This is a genomic window from Paenibacillus curdlanolyticus YK9, from assembly GCF_000179615.1.
GTDB classification, from domain to species: domain Bacteria; phylum Bacillota; class Bacilli; order Paenibacillales; family Paenibacillaceae; genus Paenibacillus_T; species Paenibacillus_T curdlanolyticus.
The window spans coordinates 118,098-137,483 of sequence record NZ_AEDD01000008.1; the positions used below are offsets into that span (position 1 = coordinate 118,098).

Below are 19,386 nucleotides of genomic sequence, written 5' to 3' on the forward strand. Positions count from 1 at the left end.
ATGTGGAACGGGAAGCACGGCTACATTTCATTTCACTACAAGCTATTTATCTCGTACTTCTTGCTCGTTATTATTCCAATTGCGGTCCTCGGCAGTTATTCCTATGTCTCATCGATTAATGCGCTGAAGCAGCATACGAGAAACAATCTGGAGGTTGCGATCAGCCAAATCAACAACAACGTGCAGTACCGGGCGGATGACGTCATTCGCGTTTCCAACGAAATCTATGCCGATCAGCTGCTATCGCAATATCTGGCTGGCTACTATCTGGACTGGGAGCGTTATCAGGTAACGACGCAATACGTGCTGCCGCGGATGGATACGGTCACGCATTTGCCGAAGCTCAATGTCAGCATGACGCTCTATTTGAATACCCACACGATCAGCGAATATTATTACGACGAAATTGAGAAGTCGCTGGTCGCGGGCGAACGCTACTATGAAATTCGTTATACGGATCGGATTAAGGATGAGCCTTGGTATCAAGACTCGCTCAAGCTTCCCTTCAACGGGATCGCATGGGAGCAGGTTGGCACCGATGCGCAATACGGGCTGATCTCGCTGCTGAGGCCGCTTATTAACTACGATACGCTCCAGCCTAATGGCCTGATTCGCATTCGCGTGAAGCTCAGCGACCTGTTCGAGGAGGTCAAGGTTAACCAGCTGGGAAGCGGCACCAAACTGTTTATTTTAAATGATCAGCAGAAGATGCTGTATGCGAATGTGTCGGATTCCGATGTCGAGAAGAACGGCTTCGCCGATATTTTGAAGGATAAGAAAGGCTATCTTCGGATTACGAAAACGATGAACAACCTGCCTAGCAGCCTGGTTGCGCTTATTCCCGTTGCATCCTTTACGGAAAACTCGCAGAAGGTTCGAAACATTACGATTCTCATTTGCTTGGTGAGCTTCGTTATTTTGACTTTGATCAGCCTCATCGTCGCGAACATGCTTTCCAAGCGGATTTTGAAGCTGAAGCTCTCGCTGAAGGCGTTCAAGGAGGGCGAGTTCCACCGCCGCATCTATTATCGAGGGAAGGATGAGTTCGCCGAAATTGCGGATTCGTTCAACGATATGGCGTCGACCACGCAGAAGCTGATTGACGAGGTGTATATTAGCAAGCTGGAGAAGAAGGAGGCTGAGCTGCAAATTTTGCATGCGCAGATCAATCCGCACTTCTTATATAACACCTTCTCGTCGATTAGCCGGATGGCAAAGCTGGGCGAGATCGAGCTGCTGCATGAAATTATTCGCGCGCTAGCGAAGTTTTACCGTCTGACGCTGAACAAGGGCGAGATGCTCATACCGGTCGAGAAAGAGCTGCAAATTATTGATGCGTATCTCGCGATTCAGAACATGAAATGCGATAATCGCATTCATGTGACGCTGGACGTTGAAGAAGGACTGGAGCGCTACGAGACGGTGAAGTTTATTTTGCAGCCTTTTGTAGAGAACGTATTGGAGCATGCTTGGTATGATGATGAGATTCATATCGGCATCCGCGTTTATCGAAGCGAAGGCGCCATCTGCATGGAAGTAAGCGATAATGGGCTGGGCATGAAGCAAGAAACGATCGACGCGATCTTCTCGCAAGGGCCGGATGCTGTCGGTTATGGCATTCGAAACGTGGATCAGCGGATCAAGCTGCATTATGGTCGAGAGTATGGCGTCACCTTAACGAGCGAAGTTGGGGTAGGCACGACTGCTTCACTGAAGCTTCCCTATATTGTTTTTGGGAAAAAGCAGGAAGAGCAGTAAATGTTGTGTGTATGGGATAAATTAGTCCAATTGGGTACTCCAAGGAGGTCCGGTTGGACTATTTTTATTATAGATGAGGAAGATTTCTTGTAATTTGTCGAAAGGGGGGAATTGCCTTTAATTTATGACAGTTTTCGTTAATTTGAGCACTGTTCTTGAAAGCGTCATCAATCTAGAATATGGAATGACAGAAACGGAAGGGGACAAGCGCGCATGAGGTTAACTAAACGGACGAAACAAGTAATTGCCGTTGTATTAAGTTTTTTAATCATAAGCGGTTATTTGCCCGTAGAAGGAACAGCAGCTGCAGCTCAACCATCGGCGAATGATGACATGCAGGGGCACTGGGCAGCAAACGAAGTCCACAAGTGGACAGAGAAAGGATTAATCTCGGGCTTTGCAGACGGGACATTCCGACCGAATCAGGGAGTAACGCGTGCTGAGCTGACGAAGCTGATCAACTCGCTGTTCGGTTTCACGGATCAAGCAGCGGCTTCGTTTACGGATGTAACGGGCAATGTTTGGTACAAGGAGCAAGTTGCGATAGCGAAGGAAGCGGGTTACATCGGCGGATATCCGGACGGCTCCTTCAAGCCTAACGCAACGGTAACCAGACAGGAAGTGGCCAAGGTGGCAGCTGCATTGTTCCCGCTGCCTAAAGCCGCGGACAATTCGTTAAGCGGTTACAAGGATTATGCCTCCATCAGCGGCTTCGCAAAGAGCGCGATGGCTAACATGGTGGGCGGCGGATACCTGAAGGGCTTTGCGGATGGCACGGTTCGTCCGGCTCAGCCAATTACGCGAGCAGAAGCGGTCGTATTATTCGATCGACTGGCGGGAGATGTTCAAAATAAAGCGGGTACGTTTGACGGACTAGCTGCAAAAGGCAACGTGCTCGTTACGACGCCGGATGTGAAGCTGGTGAAACCGCAAATCGGCGGCAACCTGATGCTGACAGCTGGCATTGGCGAAGGCGATTCCCATATCGAAGGCGGCAGCATCGATGGCACCGTATTTGTGAATGGCGGCGGCGTAAACAGTATTCATATCAAAGGAACCAAGCTGACGCAGCTAACGGTGAATAAGAAAAAACCTGTACGCGTCGTGATCTCTGAAGACGCTAACATTGCGCAGTTGAATGTTGAGACGAAGGCGATTATCGAGCTAGAGAAAAAAGCCGTAGTCGGCAAGCTCGTTATCAGCTCGAATGCGCAAGGGACGACGATTAAGGTGCAGGGCTCGATTACTGAGCTTGTCATTGAAGCAGATGGCGTGATCGTGAACGATCAGCCAGTGAAGAAGGGCTCGAAAGTATCCGTCGTTGACGGACGTATTGTGGACAATACGCCAACAACGCCGGGAGGCGGAAGTCCGGGCACGAACCCGGGAACGGATCCGGGTACGAACCCAGGCACAGATCCGGGCACGAACCCGGGAACAGATCCGGGCACGAACCCGGCGCAATGGCAGCTCGTATGGGATGACGAGTTTGACCGCAGCGGAACGAATTTGGATACGAACGGCGTCGATCTCGACAAGTGGGGCTATCAGGAAGGCACCGGCTCGCAGTATGGCTTGGACGGCTGGGGCAACGAAGAGCAGCAATCCTACAGCAAGAACAATATCAAGGTTGAAAATGGCAAGCTCGTAATTGAAGCACGCAAGGAAACGGCGAACGGAAAGCCATACACGTCAGGACGTTTGTACACAGAGCCGACGTTGAACAAAACGTATGGCAAATTCGAAGCCAAAATTAAAATGCCGGAAGGCGAAGGCATCTGGCCAGCATTCTGGATGGTGCCATCGAATAGCGAATACGGCGTATGGGCTTCTTCGGGTGAGCTCGACATCATGGAAGCGAGAGGTCGTCTCCCGCATGAAGTCGCAGGTACGATCCATTACGGCAAGAAGTGGCCGAACAATAAAGCGACAGGCGCAGATTATCAATTTGAGAATGGCGAAAGCATTACAGGCGAGCATGTGTACGGCGTCGAGTGGGAGCCAGGCGAAATTCGCTGGTACGTCGACGGCAAATTATACTCACGTCTGAACAACTGGGACAGCACAGGCGAGAATCAACCAGCCAAGTATGCCTACCCAGCACCATTCGACAAGGATTTCTACATGATCTTGAACCTTGCAGTCGGCGGCAGCTTCGATGGCAACCGGATACCGCCAGATAGCAAGATTCCAGCGAAAATGGAAGTCGATTATGTTCGGGTATACGACAAGGTTGGCGGATATAACAACACGGTGACAGAGCCGACGGTAGCGAAAGAACCGCTGCCAGCGGTCCATAAGCAAGCGATTAATGGCAATTACGTATACGATCCAGCCTTTGCGCAGCCATTTACGCTGCTCAAAACGCCGGATGATGTATTAAATCCAACGTATTGGAACTTTGCAACGATCAGCACGTTCAGCGGTGCAGGTACGGTTAGCAAAGAAACGCTGGACACGACGCCATTCGCCAAGGTCGACATTACGTCGGGCGGCAATGCGGCGCATGCGATCCAAATGATTCAGAATGTGACGCTTGGCAAAGGCAGATGGTACAAGCTGTCGTTCGACGCGAAAGCGGCAAGCAGCCGGACGATGCTGGTGAAATTCGGCGGCGGAGCTGACCGCGGTTGGGCAACGTATTCGGATAGTTTGGAAGCAGGGCTGACGGATCAGCTTCAATCGTACGAAATGACGTTCCAAATGAATGCGGACACCGACGCGCAAGCGCGCTTGGAGTTCAATATGGGTCTGAATACGAAGTCGATCTGGCTGGGCAACGTGAAGCTGGTCGAAGTCGATGCAATTGACCTCTACAAAGAAGATGCAGCCAAAGAGCCTCTAGTAGGCGGCAACCATGTCTACAACGGCACGTTTGACCAAGGTCGCGTCGACCGGATGACGTACTGGCATTGGGTAACGAATGGCGCAACTGCTACAGCTGCAGTCGATGCCATTGATCGTCAGCTATTGGCAACGATTTCAAACGGCGGCGCAGCTGCTGATTCGGTAAGTTTGGTTCAAAAAGGCATTAACTTGGTAGAAGGCAACGACTACCGGATTACGTTTAAAGCGAAAGCAGCAGCAAATCGCACCATTGCGGTCGGCGTGCAGAAAGCAGACGGAACGGCCGTTGAGCAGCCGGAAACGGTAGCGTTGACGACAACGTGGGAGACGCATACCGTAAACTTCTCCACGAAAGATGGGGACTCCGATTTGAACGGCAAGCTGCTCTTCCTGTTAGGCGGGCAGGCTGGCAATGTTACCTTGGATGATATCGTTATGGTGCGCTTGACGAACCGTAACATGGGCGAGCTGCCGCTGGCGGACCAGTTCCCTGTTAAGAACAGCGATTTCTCTAATGGCAAGACAAGCTGGAGCGAGCACGTACAAGGCCGTTATGACGGCTATGGCTCTAGTGCAGTATTCTCACCATCCCAAGGCGCAATGAAGATCGCAATTGCCAACGAGGGCAATAATCCGTGGGATGTCATGCTGATGCAAACGGACTTTAACCTGTTCAAAACGAACACATATGTGGTTTCGCTCGATGCTCGTTCAACGGTAGCGCGCGAAGCGGAGCTTGTAGTCGATTCAAACAATACTCGTTATGTCTCGCAAAAGCTCAGTTTGACACCACAGATGCAGACGTTCACCTACGAATTGCAGGTGGATGCAGATATGACGGCTTCGTTCAAACTGCTGCTCGGCAAGCTGCAGAATGCGACAGCCATTGGGGCGCATGACGTTTACGTGGATAACGTACGCGTGGAGCTAAAGGGTGCACGTGACCGCGCATTCCTCCTGCATAATGGCGACTTCTCGGCAGGATGGGACAATTGGAGTAAACATTTGCAAGGTGATTATAACGGCGATTCCCGTGCGGTCGTCACAACGGATAACGGCGCGTACCATGCAGATATCAAGAATGATGGCGCTAATCCGTGGGATATCATGCTCTATCAGGAACCAATGGTGCTTGAGAAAGGCAAAACGTACACCGTAACGTTTAACGCTCGTTCCACGAAGCTGAGCAAGATTGAGGCAGTTGTAGAGAACAGCACGAACTTCCGTTATTTGAACCAAGCAGTACAGCTGGACGATTCGACCAATACGTACAGCTACACGTTTACGATGGATAAGAACGATACGACGGGCTTGAAGTTCTTGATGGGCAAGCCATCAGGAGCGAATGCAGTCGGTGCACATGATATTTATATCGATAACGTGCGCTTCGAGCTTCAAGGCGCATTACAAGCAACCGGTGAGCGCGCAAGCGATCAGGATGATATTCATCTCCCGAATCCGCCAGCTTTATCGCCGGATGCAATGAACAATTTGATCGGGCAACCGGAAACGATTAGCTTCGCGGATTCGCTCACTTGGCGGACGTCAATCACATCGATCTCCATTAATGGAGATATCGTTTCGCCGCAATCGTATACGATCGCACCAGGGTCGATTACGCTGAATGCCAGCCTATTCCCGACAGCACGCGATTATGAGATCACCGTGAAGGCAGCAGGCTACGAGAAAGCAACGGTCGTTCAACAGGTCGAGGCATCCAGCGATTGGAGCTTGATCTGGAATGACGAATTCGACGGAACAGGCACGAATCTGGATACGAACGGCGTCGACTTGGACAAATGGGCTTACCAGCAAGGCACAGGCGCAGAGTATGGCGTTGAAGGCTGGGGCAACAACGAGCAAGAGTATTACCGTAAGGATAATATGCATGTAACGAATGGCAATCTCGTAATTGAAGCTCGTAAAGAAGCTTTCGGCGGCAAACCGTACACATCCGGCCGCGTATTTACACAGCCGACGTTTACGAAAGCGTATGGACGATTCGAAGCGAGAATGCAGCTGCCGACAGGCGATGGCGTATGGCCGGCATTTTGGATGATGCCTGCCGGTAACGAGTACGGCACATGGGCATCCTCGGGCGAGATCGACATTATGGAAGCGCGCGGCAGATTGCCGGGCGAGGTTGCGGGCACCATTCACTGGGGCAAGCCTTACCCAAGCAACAAATCGACGGGAGACGAGTACGAATTCCCGCAAGGCCAATCGATTACGGGTTACCATACGTATGCGGTAGAGTGGGAGCCAGGTGAAATTCGTTGGTACGTCGATGGCAACTTGTATCAAACGGTGAACGATTGGAGCAGTACGGGAGCAGGACAGCCAGATAAGTATGCTTACCCTGCACCATTCGACAAACCGTTCTACATGATCTTGAACCTTGCGATCGGCGGAGCCTTCGACGGCAACCGATTGCCAGACGACTCGCTGCTGCCTGCAACGATGAAGGTTGATTATGTTCGCGTGTATGAGCTGACGGGACGTCCTTACCGGACGCCGATCGAGCCAGTCGTAGTGAAAGAGTCATTCCCAGCGAACGGCAAGCCGGCAGTAAACGGCAACCTGATCTATGACAACACGTATCAGCATGGCCTTAAAGACATTGCAGCAGCGGGAACGCCGTTGGACCCAACCTACTGGAATTTCCTGCATACGCCGGACTTCGGCGGAGCGGGAGCGGGTTCGGTCGAACAGCTCGGCGGAGTTCCTTATGCCAAGCTGAATGTAACGAATGGCGGCACAGTGCCTTATGCGCTCCAAATGATTCAGTACGCGACGCTTACGAAGGGCCATACGTACAAGCTGAGCTTTGATGCGAAGGCTTCTGCCGCACGGGCGATAAACCTGAAGTTCGGCGGTGACGACGATAACGGCTGGGCCGTGTACTCGGATAATTTCGAATCGTCGTTGAAAACAGAGCTGCAGCATTATGAGTATCGCTTCACGATGAATGGAACGACGGACCCTGCAGCTCGACTGGAATTCAACTTGGGGCTTAGCACGGGTACGGTTTGGATCGGTAATGTTGTGTTGGAGGAAACGGATCAGCTGTCTGATCCTTCGAGCAACAAAGAGCCGCTGGACAACGGTAATCATATTTATAACGGGACGTTCGATCTAGGCACGATGGATCGGATGAAATATTGGAGCTTTAATGCGACGCAAGGCGCATCGGCTGCTGCTTCGGTCAATGCCGATCGCAGACAGATGGATGCAGCGATCGTGGACGGAGGCGCTAGTGCAGCAGCCGTTACACTGACGCAAACGGGCATTCAACTTCTGCAAAACGACGAGTATAAGCTTACCTTTGATGCTAAGGCATCTGCAGCGCGTACGATTGGCGTCCAATTAACGAATGCAGATGGGACGGCCGTACTGGCGGAAGATAACGGTGTTGCGCTAGGAACAACGCTTGCTGGCCATACGTTAACCTTCACGATGCCGGTGGGCACCTCTTACGCGGATGCCAAACTCGTCTTCCTTCTCGGTGGAAGCGACCAATCGGTCAGCATCGACAATGTGAAGCTGATTCGCACGACGAACCGCAATGTCGACTTTACGGGCATTGATATTTATCCGCTTAAAAACGGCGATTTCTCAGCTGGACTAAGCAGCTGGGAGCCATTCACGCAAGGCGGAGCGGCAACGTTCCAAACGGATAACGGCGCAGCCAAAATTGGCGTAACGAACGTAGGCGGCGAAGGCTGGAACGTGATGTTTAATCAGTCGAATTTGAAGCTGGTTAAGGGCTTGACGTACGAGTTCTCCTTCAAAGCGAAGTCAAGTGTAGCGCGTGATATTCAAGCGACCTTGGAAAACGCGACGTATACGAGACGATTCGATTCCGGAACACTGGCATTGACGACAAACTGGCAGACGTTCAGCTACACGTTCAAAATGACGAGCGATGACAATGTCACATTGAAGTTCCTGCTCGGCAAGCTCGCCAATTCGCAAGCTGGCGATGTCTACATTGATGACGTTGTTCTGCAGGTGCAAAACGCTCCGGTCATGCGTCCGCCGACGCTCGTTGCGGATGCAACGAACAATCTCGTTGGGCAGCCAATTGAGCTGGCATTCTCAACGGATGCAGCATGGGAAGCGGCCGTACAGGCTGTTCTCGTGAACGGCACGCCACTGGCTGCTGGACAGTTCACGGTTCAATCTGGCGTCCTGACGCTGAATGCAAATGCGTTCGCAGCCGATCAGATTTACGCGATTACGGTTAAGGCAACCGGTTATGCGGATACGTTGGTCAATCAGACGTTATTCGCCGGCGATGGCAACCGTCTTATGAACGGCAAGTTTGCTAACGGTTCTAAGAGCTGGGATACGTGGGTCGGTGAAGGCGGCGTATCGGATTTCGCAGTCGTTAATGAAGCTGCGAAGATTGATATTCACTACAACGGCGGCATTCATCCACAATGGAATGTACCGGTATCATGGTCGACGCAGCTTATGCAATCCGGTATTCAACTGGAAGCGGGCAAATCGTATGACTTGAGCTTCCGCGCTTGGTCGACGACAGATCGTCCGATTCTGATTGAGCTTGGCGGTTACAACAATAATCAGCAGGTTGGCTTCGATCTTACAAGCGACCAAAGCAAGGTGTATCACACGAGCATTCGTCCAAATGCGGCAACGCTTTTGACGCTCAAATATTTGCTTGGCAACGTCGTAATCGGCGCTAGCACGACGCCGAATGCACCGCATTCCATTTTCCTTGACGATGTGCTCATTAAAGAAGTGAAGTCCTCTCCAGTTCTTGTCGCAGACGGGACAGACAATAAGGTCGGCCAGAGCATTGACCTTACGTTTGCGGATCAAGCGGACTGGAGAGCGGGCATCCAGAGCATAACGGTAGACGGAACGCCAGTTGCAAGCGGCAAGTTCTCGGTTACAAGCGGGAAGCTCTCGCTCGATGCGTCCTTATTCTCTACTGTGAAGTCCTACGTTATCGCCGTTACGGCAGATGGCTATGGAACGACACAGGTGACGCAAGAGATCAAATCGGCAGCATCTAATGCAGCACTGGGTAAAACTGCGACAGCTTCGTCGGTTTCCCAGCCTGCTGGCCGAGCAATTGATGGCGATAACGGATCGAGATGGGAATCGGCAGCAAGCGATCCGCAATGGATTGCGATCGATCTGGGCGAAATCTATCATCTGGATTCCGTATTGCTGAATTGGGAAGGCGCCTATGGCAAGTCGTACAAGATTCAAGTGTCGAGCGTAGCGGACCCTCAGCAGAACAGCGACTGGACGGACGTATTCACCGAGACGAACGGGAATGGCGGATTGGATTCGATCGCCTTGGGCGGAGTAGACGGACGCCATATCCGGATGTACGGTCTCACAAGGGGAACGCCATATGGCTATTCGCTCTGGGAGTTTGAGGTATACGGAACGTCGACAGGCACCGGCGGCGGAGGCGGAACCAATCCAGGGACAGGCGGAGGCGGCACGAATCCAGGCACTGGCGGAGGGGGAACAACCCCGCCAGCCCCTGGTACAAACCTTGCGCTTGGCAAACCTGCCGTAGTATCCAGCCAGAACCCGAATATGACGGCAAGCAACACGACGGATGGCAATACGGGAACACGCTGGGAAGCGGACTGGGCAGCTAACACGACGGATGCTCCAGAGTGGGCATATGTCGATCTTGGCAGCCAGCAGACGTTAACCACGCTCAAGCTGTTGTGGGAAGCGGCATATGGCAAAACCGTACTCATCCAAGTGGCAGATGCAGGTAGCAACCTAGCTGCGGACAGCACGGATTGGCACACGGTTCAGACGTTAAGCCGCGAGCTTACGCAAGCTACGCTCGCCGAAACGATTGATTTAGGCGGCGTGCAAGGTCAATATGTGCGCGTCTATGTGACGGAGAAAGGCCTCAAGCCATACGGCCCTTCGCTGTTCGAGATTGAAGTGTACTAAGGATTGAAGGTTTGACCCGACTAGGGTATAAGGAGCTGCTTCGGTATTACTGCAATAGGCAAGAGCTGAAGCAGCTCTTTCTATACACATCTTGAAAGCGATTACGAGGATGATGCTGGCCTCATATTCGCCAAAACTGAAGGAGGATCATAATGCAAACCGGAAAGTTCAAGAAAGCCGCGAAACGTTTGGGGTCTTACACGCTAGTTGCGGCAATGCTGGGAACGCTTGTTTCGTTGCCAGTCCAACAGCGCGCTGAAGCGGCTGCAGGCTCTTACCTGCTCTCGCAAAACCGCACAGCTTATGCTTCATCTGTAGAGGGCAACAATGCTGCCAGCCTGGCAGTAGACGGCAACACAGGCTCACGCTGGTCCAGCGCATGGGGTTCTGATGGCCAATGGATGTACATTGACTTGGGCGCGAACGCTACAATCGACCGTGTCAAAATCCAATGGGAAGGCGCTTTTGCAACCGGTTACAAAATTCAAACATCCAACGACGAAGCGACGTGGACGGACATTTATTCCACGACGACCGGCGACGGCGGCATCGATGATGTGACAGTTTCCGGCACGGGTCGTTTCGTACGTGTGCTTGGAACGGCGCGCTCCTTGGCTGCTTATGGCATCTCGATCTTTGAATTCGAAGTTTACGGTACGGGTGGCGTGAACCAACCGCCGGTGCAATACGGACCGAACGTTGCGCTCAACAAGCCTGTAACCGTTTCCTCCTATGAGCAATCCGGCTACCTGCCTCCAGGCGCAACGCTGAAGGAGAATGCGGTAGACGGCAACTCGTCGACGCGTTGGGGTTCCAATGCAACGGACAACGAGTGGATTTACGTCGATCTCGGCAATACGCGTACAATTGGCCGTATCGTTCTGAACTGGGAATCGTATGGTCGCGTGTTCGATCTGCAGGTTTCCAATAATGCAACGGACTGGACGACTGTTTATCGCGAGATTCACGGCTCCGGCGGCAAGCAGGACATTCCGGTGTATGCATCGGGCCGTTATGTGCGCATGAAAGGCATCGGCAGAGGCACGAGCTTCGGCTACAGCCTGTTTGATTTCGAAGTGTATGACTATGTTGCAGGTCAACCGCAGCCAGTATACACAATCCCGGCGCTTCCAACGCCAGCGAAAGTGAATGTTGGCTCAGGCAGCTACTTGACGAACGATTTGACGTTCCCACAAGCAAACTATCCGGGCAACAAAACGGCAGCAGTTAATACGCCGATCCCATCGAACGACTGGTGGCAATCGCTGCTGATCAAGCCGCTTGGCGACTCGATCATCACGCTGCCGCTGAAATCGAAGTTCTTCAAGCAAGGTCTCGGCCTCTTGAACCCAGGTGCTGGCTGGATCACTGCAGACGGCGGAGCAGTTAACGCTGACGGCAATCCTGACATCTACCTGATGGCAAGCAACATCAACACGTCGACGATGAAAAACCGTGTAACCGGTTACGGCGACTTCTCCGTTAATACGGTATTGAGCGATACAGCTGAAGACAAAATGAAAGTAACGTTCACGAAAGGCTCGCCTTACGTGTTCACTGAATTCAGCGACCGTAACTCGGTTGAGCTTTACTCTTCGCTCGTGGCAGGCATTACAGACCCTAATGGCGCAGCAATTCTCGCAACGGATGGCTCCACGTATACTGGCGACCGCATTGCTGTACGCGTCCTGAATACAGACGGACGTCCGAATCCGGTAGCGACGAATCGTTACTATGGTATCTTCGCTCCTCCGGGAACGGTGTTCAAAAAAGTCGGCGCTAAGATCAAAATCCAACTGGGCAGCAGCAGCAACTACATGTCAGTAGCGGCAATGCCTGCAACGTCGGACTTGGATCTGTTCTACCAGCACGCTTACGCATTCGTAACGGGCTCGACGGCGACGTATTCGTACAATGAAGGAAATTCTGACGTAACGACGACGCTGGGCGTTACGACGCAATTGAAACGTACGGGCTTCTCCGATCAATCGATGCTCGCCCTGTATCCGCACCAATGGAAGAAAACGAACAACGCGTTGACGACCCGCACGTATCCGTCGGTTCGCGGTACGCTCAAGCTAAAGGAAGGCAACTCCTTCACGACGGTAGACAAGTTCTACGGTATGGTTCCAACGTTTACTGAGCCGGGCAATGCGCAATACGCTCGTCAGCAAATGGAAGACTACTTGTCGATTCTTGACCAAGAAACAGCAAACAACATCATGAACGGCGATGCTTACTGGCAAGGCAAAACGCTTCACCCGCTCGCAATGGGCGCGCTCGAAGCGAATGAAATCGGCGATATTACGCTTCGCAACAAGTTCCTGTCCCGTATCAAAGCGGTTCTGACTGACTGGTATACGTACACAGAAGGCGAGCCGGAGTACTTCATGTACTATAACAATGACTGGGGCACGATGTATTACAAAAACAGCGGCTTCGGCGCGAACTACGGCATTACGGACCATCACTTCACGTATGGTTACTATGTATTCGCATCCGCAATTTTGGCAACGTTCGATAATCAGTGGCGCACAGAATACGGCGGCATGGTTGAACAGCTGATTCGCGACTATGCGAATCCATCGAAGACCGACCCGCTATATCCACAGTTCCGCAACTTTGATCCGTACGAGGGCCATTCATGGGCTGGCGGTTACGCGGACAACGATAGCGGCAACAACCAAGAAGCAGCTGGCGAATCCCTGTTTGGCTGGGTTGGCCAATACATGTGGAGCATGCTGACGGGCGACACGAACTTCCGCAACGCAGCGATCTATGGCTTCACGACTGAGCTTAATGCAGTCGAGCAATACTGGTTCAACTATGACGGCGACAACTGGTTGCCGGAATGGACGCATAAGTCGGTCGGTCAAGTATACGGCTCGTCCAACTTCTTCGGTACATTCTTCAGCGGCTTGCCAGTACACGTGTACGGCATCCACTGGCTGCCAACTGCAGAATATCTGACAAGCTACGGCCTGAACAAAAACAAAGCAGCAGCGCTTTACAATGGCTTCGTTGCCGATAACGGCGGCACGCCAGGAACAGATTGGCAGCATATCGTTTGGCCGATCCGCTCGCTCAGCGACGCAAATGGCGTATTGAGCGGATGGAATACGACAAACATGCAGCGCAACGAAATCTTCAATACGTACTGGTTCGTTAACAGCATGGCATCGCTCGGCGAGCGTACGCGCGACGTTTGGGCAACTGGCTACAGCAGTGCAACGGTTTATAAGAAAAACAACGCTTATATCGCACAAGTTTGGAATCCAACGTCTAGCCCTGTAACGGTAACGTTCAAAAATGCGGCAGGCACGACAGGTACAGCAGTCGTTGGTCCAAAATCGCTCGTACAAGTGAATCCAATGGCGAACACGAACACGTCCGACCAATGGACGCCATGGGATGGCACGAACAGCGGCGGCAATAACGGCGGCAACAATGGCGGCGGCGGAACGCAGCCTCAGCCAGGCACAAACTTGGCTAAGAACAAAACGGTAACGGTATCGTCGACGCAAGATGCATTCATTGGCAACAATGCAACGGACGGCGATGCAGGCACGCGTTGGTCTTCCGAGCAAAACGTTGACGCGCAAACGCTGACGGTAGACTTGGGAAGCGTACAGCAATTGACGAAAGTTAAGCTGTTGTGGGAAGTTGCATATGGCAAGTCGTACAAAATCCAGCTGTCCAACGACGGCACGACTTGGACGGATGCATTCAGCACGACAACTGGCGACGGCGGCACAGATGATATCGCAATTAACGGTTCGGGTCGCTACCTCCGTGTAAACATGTCGCAGCGCGGCACGATTTATGGGTACTCGCTGTATGAGGTTGAGGCTTACAACGATGGCACGACGACGCCTCCGCAAACGGAAACGCTGCTGTCGCTTAACAAAGTGGCAACTTCTTCCTCGGTAGAAGCGGCATTCACGCCGGGCGCAGCGGTTGACGCTGACATGAATACGCGTTGGGCATCAGCTACAAGCGCGGCTCCGGAATGGATTACGGTCGATCTTGGCCAACAACGTACGATTTCCCGCGTTCAACTCGACTGGGAGACGGCATACGGCAAATCGTATAAAATCCAAGTGTCCAACAACGGTACTGACTTCGCTGATCTTTACAGCACGACGACCGGCGATGGCGGTAACGACAACATCACGGTGAACGGCTCCGGTCGTTACGTTCGCGTCTACTGCACGGAGCGCGGAACGCAATGGGGCTACTCGCTCTATAACTTCGCTGTTTACGGCAGCTAATTTATCAAGATCTGCTTTTGAATGAATGAACAACAAACAACGACCTCGGTGCCGAATGATCGGTATCGGGGTCGTTTTTTTTCTAACACTCACTTATTAGTAGTTGTCCAATTGCAGTCGACGGTTGATCAACGCCCATTGCATTTTGTGCAACGAGAAAGACCGTTCTAGGTATGAAAGTGAGGTGTCGTTGCAAAACATACAAGGAGATGCATCTGGTGAAAGCGAATAGTTGCACAAATCTGTAATGAAGCAATTGCCTGTTGTACGTTTTGCAATGGCGTCGCCGACGTGAGACTCATTAGCCAATATCATTGCATAGAATACAAGGAGCGGTTGCTATTCGAACCGAACTTCCTGATCCAATATCAATTCAAGATCTAAATAAACCCCACCTGAAACGTTCATTTTACGCCTATACGCTCGTAAAATCCTATGGTATTCTATATACATATTAAACGACTTTAATAAGTTTGGCGGTGAGTCTAATCGATACGCGTTCTGTAACGCCCAAAACGATGGGAGAGTTTATTCGTCGCCAAATTCGTGCGGCGCTTCATGCGAAAGGCGTGTCAACGACAGCCGAAATCGCACAAGTGACAGGCGTAAGCTTCCCGACAATCAGCAAAACGCTGGATGACATGAACGATCAAGGCGAAGTGATTTTGACTGGATTAGGCGCATCAAGCGGCGGAAGAAGACCGAAAGAGTATCAGATCAACCCGGCATATCGGACAGGGCTAATCGTTCGGCTTGAACGCGAATGCACGACATATACGCTACTGAATTATGTGGGCGAGGTTATCGTCCAAGAGGTTAAACCGAGCGTGATGACGCAAGGGCCCGAGCAGCTAACGGAGCAGCTTACCCCTTACGTGGAGCAGAATCCGAACTTAAGCACGATCACGTTTGGGATCGCAGGCGCGGTTAACGAAGGACGGGCGGTTTATATCCCATCATTTCACGGATTTAATAATTTTGAGTTTAAAGCCTACTATGAGGAGCGCTTCGCTATTCGCGTTGAAGCGGTGAACGACGTGAACGCTTCGATTTTCGGTTACTATGATCGATTAGGCTATGATAAAAGCTTTTCGTTAGTATACATCTACCTAGGACCAATCGGTATAGGCGCGGCGATACTAATGAACGGCGAAGTCGTGCGCGGCAGTACATTTTTCGCAGGGGAAATTGCGACATTGCCGTTATATGACCGAAAGAAATTCATTGAAATCATGAATGAGACGACGCCTATACAATCCGAGGAAGACAAATTTGTCCAGTTGGACGCGATCGGCCGTGTCGTCGCTACGTTCACGTCAATCATTAACCCGCATCGCTTAATTTTCGCGGGGAAAGAGATTCCTGAGTTCGCGTTGGAGGCAATCAGGCAAAGCAGCGCAAAGTACGTGGTCGAAGATAATATCCCGGAATTAGTCGTAAGCAACTGGGAACGAGATTACGGGAACGGACTTCGTCAAATGACGATTAATAGTATGTTAGGCATCGGTGTGGAGTAGCGGAGCAATAGCAATTTGGCTAGGCTGTGACTGCAGAGGAGGTTGGCACAAATGGCTATTCGGAGTAAAGAAATGAAATGGTTTGATTCGAAGGAAGAAGTAGAATTGTTCCAACTTGCTGGGAATGACAGGCTGCAGCAACGCGAGCTGGACCATGCGCCGCTGCATTATGTGGCTGATCATAATCGGCTTTTGGCTATATCGCGGAATGAGGAGCTTGTCCTTCATGTGAAGCAGTATATGCGAGCCTGCTATGCAGATTATGCTGAAAATCAGCATTCCCCAGGCGCGATCCTGTTGGCTAAGGCATTCGTGATCCCTGCGCGGCAGATGATCGTAGCGGAACAGCAAGGACAAGATTGGATATATGTCGTGTTCGACCATAGCCATAGCCTGCATATTATCGGCGGGGAAATTGGCAGCAGCCAGATATTAGAATGGTCGACGAATGAAATGAATCAGTGCAGCGGACTTTAACAATGAGGATCAAGAGATGGCGATATAAGGGAGCAGTCCTGAAACGCCATTTCTTTTTTCTGTCGTTCCTCTGAGCGAACACGAATTGTGTAACGGACCACAGAGACGCTATGTGCCTTTTAATGAGCCAATTGAAACGGTAACGGACTCCACGACCGTTATTAAGCCTTTTTACTGGCTAGCGGAGATGATAATGGTCAAATAAAGGCTGCTGGGTCCGTTAGCGCACAAATGTGCTCATTATTGATCAAATAAAGGCTCCTCAGTCCGTTAGGATGGCTCCTCCTTTGAAACAGAAGGGCAGGGTTGTATTTCCCAACGATTGGATGAATCATACACCGATAGGCTTGCTTTTTCACAATAAGAAAGCGCTTAAAAGATATCGATTTCATTTTAGAAGTCCTAATTCTTCGTAATCTGCCGCCGGTATAGGTAGTGGGACACCCGTTAAAAAGGTTCGTTTTCCCTATAGTTATGCCGTTTCCTGACGATTCGACAGGAAATTCACTAAAATTGCGCGACAACAATTCTAAAATAATTTGAATAAACATATTGAAATCGATTTCACAAAATGCTATCATTTGATTAAATCTTAGGAGAGAAAGTGGTGTGAGTGCAGGACAACAGAATGATCGATGTTGCCCAGCGGGCGAACGTTTCGACAGCTACCGTCTCTCGTGTTCTAAACAACAGCAGCCGCGTGAGTGCCAAGACGAAGCAGAAGGTGTTGCAGGCGATTGATGAGTTGAATTACATACCCAATGCCTCTGCCAAAAGCTTGCGTTCTCAGAAAACGAGAACGATTGCCGTCGTCGTTTCGGATATTCACTCTTCCTACTTTGCAGAAATCGTCAAGGGAATCGAGAACATGGCGAACTCGCGCAAGTATCGAATCGTCATCTGCGATACGCAGAACGAGCGGGAGAAGGAAGTGGAAATGATGTCGCTGGCGATGGATCGAACGGTCGATGCCATGGTGTTCGTAGCGCCGATCATATCCAATGACGAGATCAAGGCGTTCGTAGACAGAGGCTACACCGTTGGCATTATCGGGCGTCATATCGAGCATCCTAGCATACCATGCGCCTATACGGACAACGTAAAAATCTCGCAAGAGGTCATAGCGCATCTGCTCGACAAAGGTCATAGCCGAATTGCATTTTTAAGCGGTTATGCAGATTCGACGGATAGCTATGAACGGCTTGAAGGATATATGAAAGCGCTAACTTTCGCTCAGCTGCCGTATGATCAGGAGTTGGTCGAGAACGGTCAGTTTAACGAAAATGGCGGATATGAGGCGTTCAGGCGATTGTGGTTCAAAAGCCTCGACATTACGGCGATTTTCGCTGCAAACGATGAGATGGCATTAGGCGTTTATCGAGCTTGCCGGGAGCTGGGGATTACAATTCCTGAGCAGTTGACCGTCATTGGCGTCGATAACAACCGGGTTGCCAAGTATATAACACCTAAGCTTTCGACCGTCGAGCAGCCCAAGTATGCGATGGGTGCGCTCCTCGTAGAGAAGCTAATCGATCAAATGAATGATAACGATTTCATTGATCAACGCGTGTTTAAAGTTGACTCCAAGCTCATCATTAGGGAGTCCTCCAGCATTTCAATTGATCGAACAGGGAGTGTGTCAACGTGAAAAGTTTAGTTCGAGAACTGGTAAAAAACAAAACGCTTTTTCTCATGATCAGTCCGGCTCTCGTATTTTTCGCCATCTTTGCTTACATGCCGATGGTCGGCGTGTACTACGCATTTACGAGCTATGATCCGAACGTTGGATTGTTCAGCAACGAGTTCGTCGGCTGGAAAAATTTCGACTTTCTAATCAACTCCGGCGCACTGTGGAACATCACCAAGAACACGGTGCTCTACAACTTAGCATTCATCTTTATCGGTAATTTCCTGCAGATTCTATGCGCGGTGTTCCTAAGCGAGCTGCCGGGCAAATGGTTCAAAAAGCTGACGCAGTCGATTATGTTCCTTCCTTTCTTCATCTCGTTCGTTCTGGTCGGCGCATTCGTGTTTAATTTGTTCAGCTCGGATAATGGCGCGATTAACACGCTGCTCGAGTCGCTCGGATTCCCGTCTTATGATTTCTACCTGCATACGGCGCCCTGGAAATACATCATTATTTTCTTCAGCACATGGAAAGGCCTCGGTTATGGCATGATCATTTACCTTGCGGCCATCATGAGCATCAGCGATGAGTACCATGAAGCAGCGAAGATTGACGGCGCGAACATTTTCCATCGGATTCGATACATTACGATTCCGCTGCTTACGCCGACGTTCATCATGCTCTTGCTGCTCAGCCTTGGCGGCATTCTGCGCGGTCAATTCGATCTATTCTACCAAATCATCGGCAATAACGGCATGCTCTTCAATGCAACAGACGTTATCGATACGTATGTGTACCGTGCGCTTGCAGTCAACTTCGACGTAGGTATGGGAACGGCAGCTGGCTTGTATCAATCGTTCTTCGGCTTGGTGCTCGTATTGACGGTGAACTACATCATTCGCAAGACGCGTGCAGAAAATGCGTTGTTCTAGGA

General features: G+C 51.0%; 7 protein-coding genes. All 7 read left to right on the forward strand.

What is annotated here, in order from left to right; genetic code table 11:
• The 7 genes from PAECUDRAFT_RS15385 (at position 1) to PAECUDRAFT_RS15415 (ending at position 19,384) form a co-directional block, all read left to right on the forward strand.
• Positions 1–1,758 carry a cache domain-containing sensor histidine kinase gene (locus tag PAECUDRAFT_RS15385; protein WP_006039031.1) on the forward strand — a complete coding sequence of 586 codons (1,758 nt, stop codon included), beginning with the start codon at positions 1–3 and terminating at the stop codon, positions 1,756–1,758.
• 213 nt (positions 1,759–1,971) lie between these two features.
• Positions 1,972–10,560, forward strand: a complete 8,589-nt coding sequence (locus PAECUDRAFT_RS15390; protein WP_006039032.1) for a carbohydrate binding domain-containing protein — start codon at positions 1,972–1,974, stop codon at positions 10,558–10,560.
• A 152-nt stretch (positions 10,561–10,712) separates the two neighbouring features.
• Positions 10,713–14,831, forward strand: a complete 4,119-nt coding sequence (locus tag PAECUDRAFT_RS15395) for a discoidin domain-containing protein (protein ID WP_006039033.1) — start codon at positions 10,713–10,715, stop codon at positions 14,829–14,831.
• Positions 14,832–15,310: 479 nt separating this feature from the next.
• Positions 15,311–16,348, forward strand: a complete 1,038-nt coding sequence (locus tag PAECUDRAFT_RS15400) for an ROK family protein (protein ID WP_006039034.1) — start codon at positions 15,311–15,313, stop codon at positions 16,346–16,348.
• 51 nt (positions 16,349–16,399) lie between these two features.
• A complete protein-coding gene (locus tag PAECUDRAFT_RS15405; RefSeq protein WP_006039035.1) occupies positions 16,400–16,825 on the forward strand; it encodes a hypothetical protein in 426 nt (141 codons plus the stop codon).
• 628 nt (positions 16,826–17,453) lie between these two features.
• The gene (locus tag PAECUDRAFT_RS15410) at positions 17,454–18,473 is read left to right on the forward strand and encodes a LacI family DNA-binding transcriptional regulator (RefSeq protein WP_006039037.1); all 1,020 of its coding nucleotides are present in this window, start codon (positions 17,454–17,456) and stop codon (positions 18,471–18,473) included.
• Positions 18,470–19,384, forward strand: a complete 915-nt coding sequence (locus PAECUDRAFT_RS15415; RefSeq protein WP_006039038.1) for an ABC transporter permease — start codon at positions 18,470–18,472, stop codon at positions 19,382–19,384. Before PAECUDRAFT_RS15410 ends, PAECUDRAFT_RS15415 begins: the two co-directional genes overlap by 4 nt.
• Positions 19,385–19,386 lie beyond the last annotated feature (2 nt).

Excerpts from the sequence above, each read along its gene's own strand:
- PAECUDRAFT_RS15405 (WP_006039035.1), top strand. The coding sequence starts at position 16,400 with ATGGCTATTCGGAGTAAAGAAATGAAATGGTTTGATTCGAAGGAAGAA.
- PAECUDRAFT_RS15410 (WP_006039037.1), top strand. The coding sequence starts at position 17,454 with ATGATCGATGTTGCCCAGCGGGCGAACGTTTCGACAGCTACCGTCTCT.
- PAECUDRAFT_RS15395 (WP_006039033.1), top strand. The coding sequence starts at position 10,713 with ATGCAAACCGGAAAGTTCAAGAAAGCCGCGAAACGTTTGGGGTCTTAC.
- PAECUDRAFT_RS15390 (WP_006039032.1), top strand. The coding sequence starts at position 1,972 with ATGAGGTTAACTAAACGGACGAAACAAGTAATTGCCGTTGTATTAAGT.
- PAECUDRAFT_RS15385 (WP_006039031.1), top strand. The coding sequence starts at position 1 with ATGTGGAACGGGAAGCACGGCTACATTTCATTTCACTACAAGCTATTT.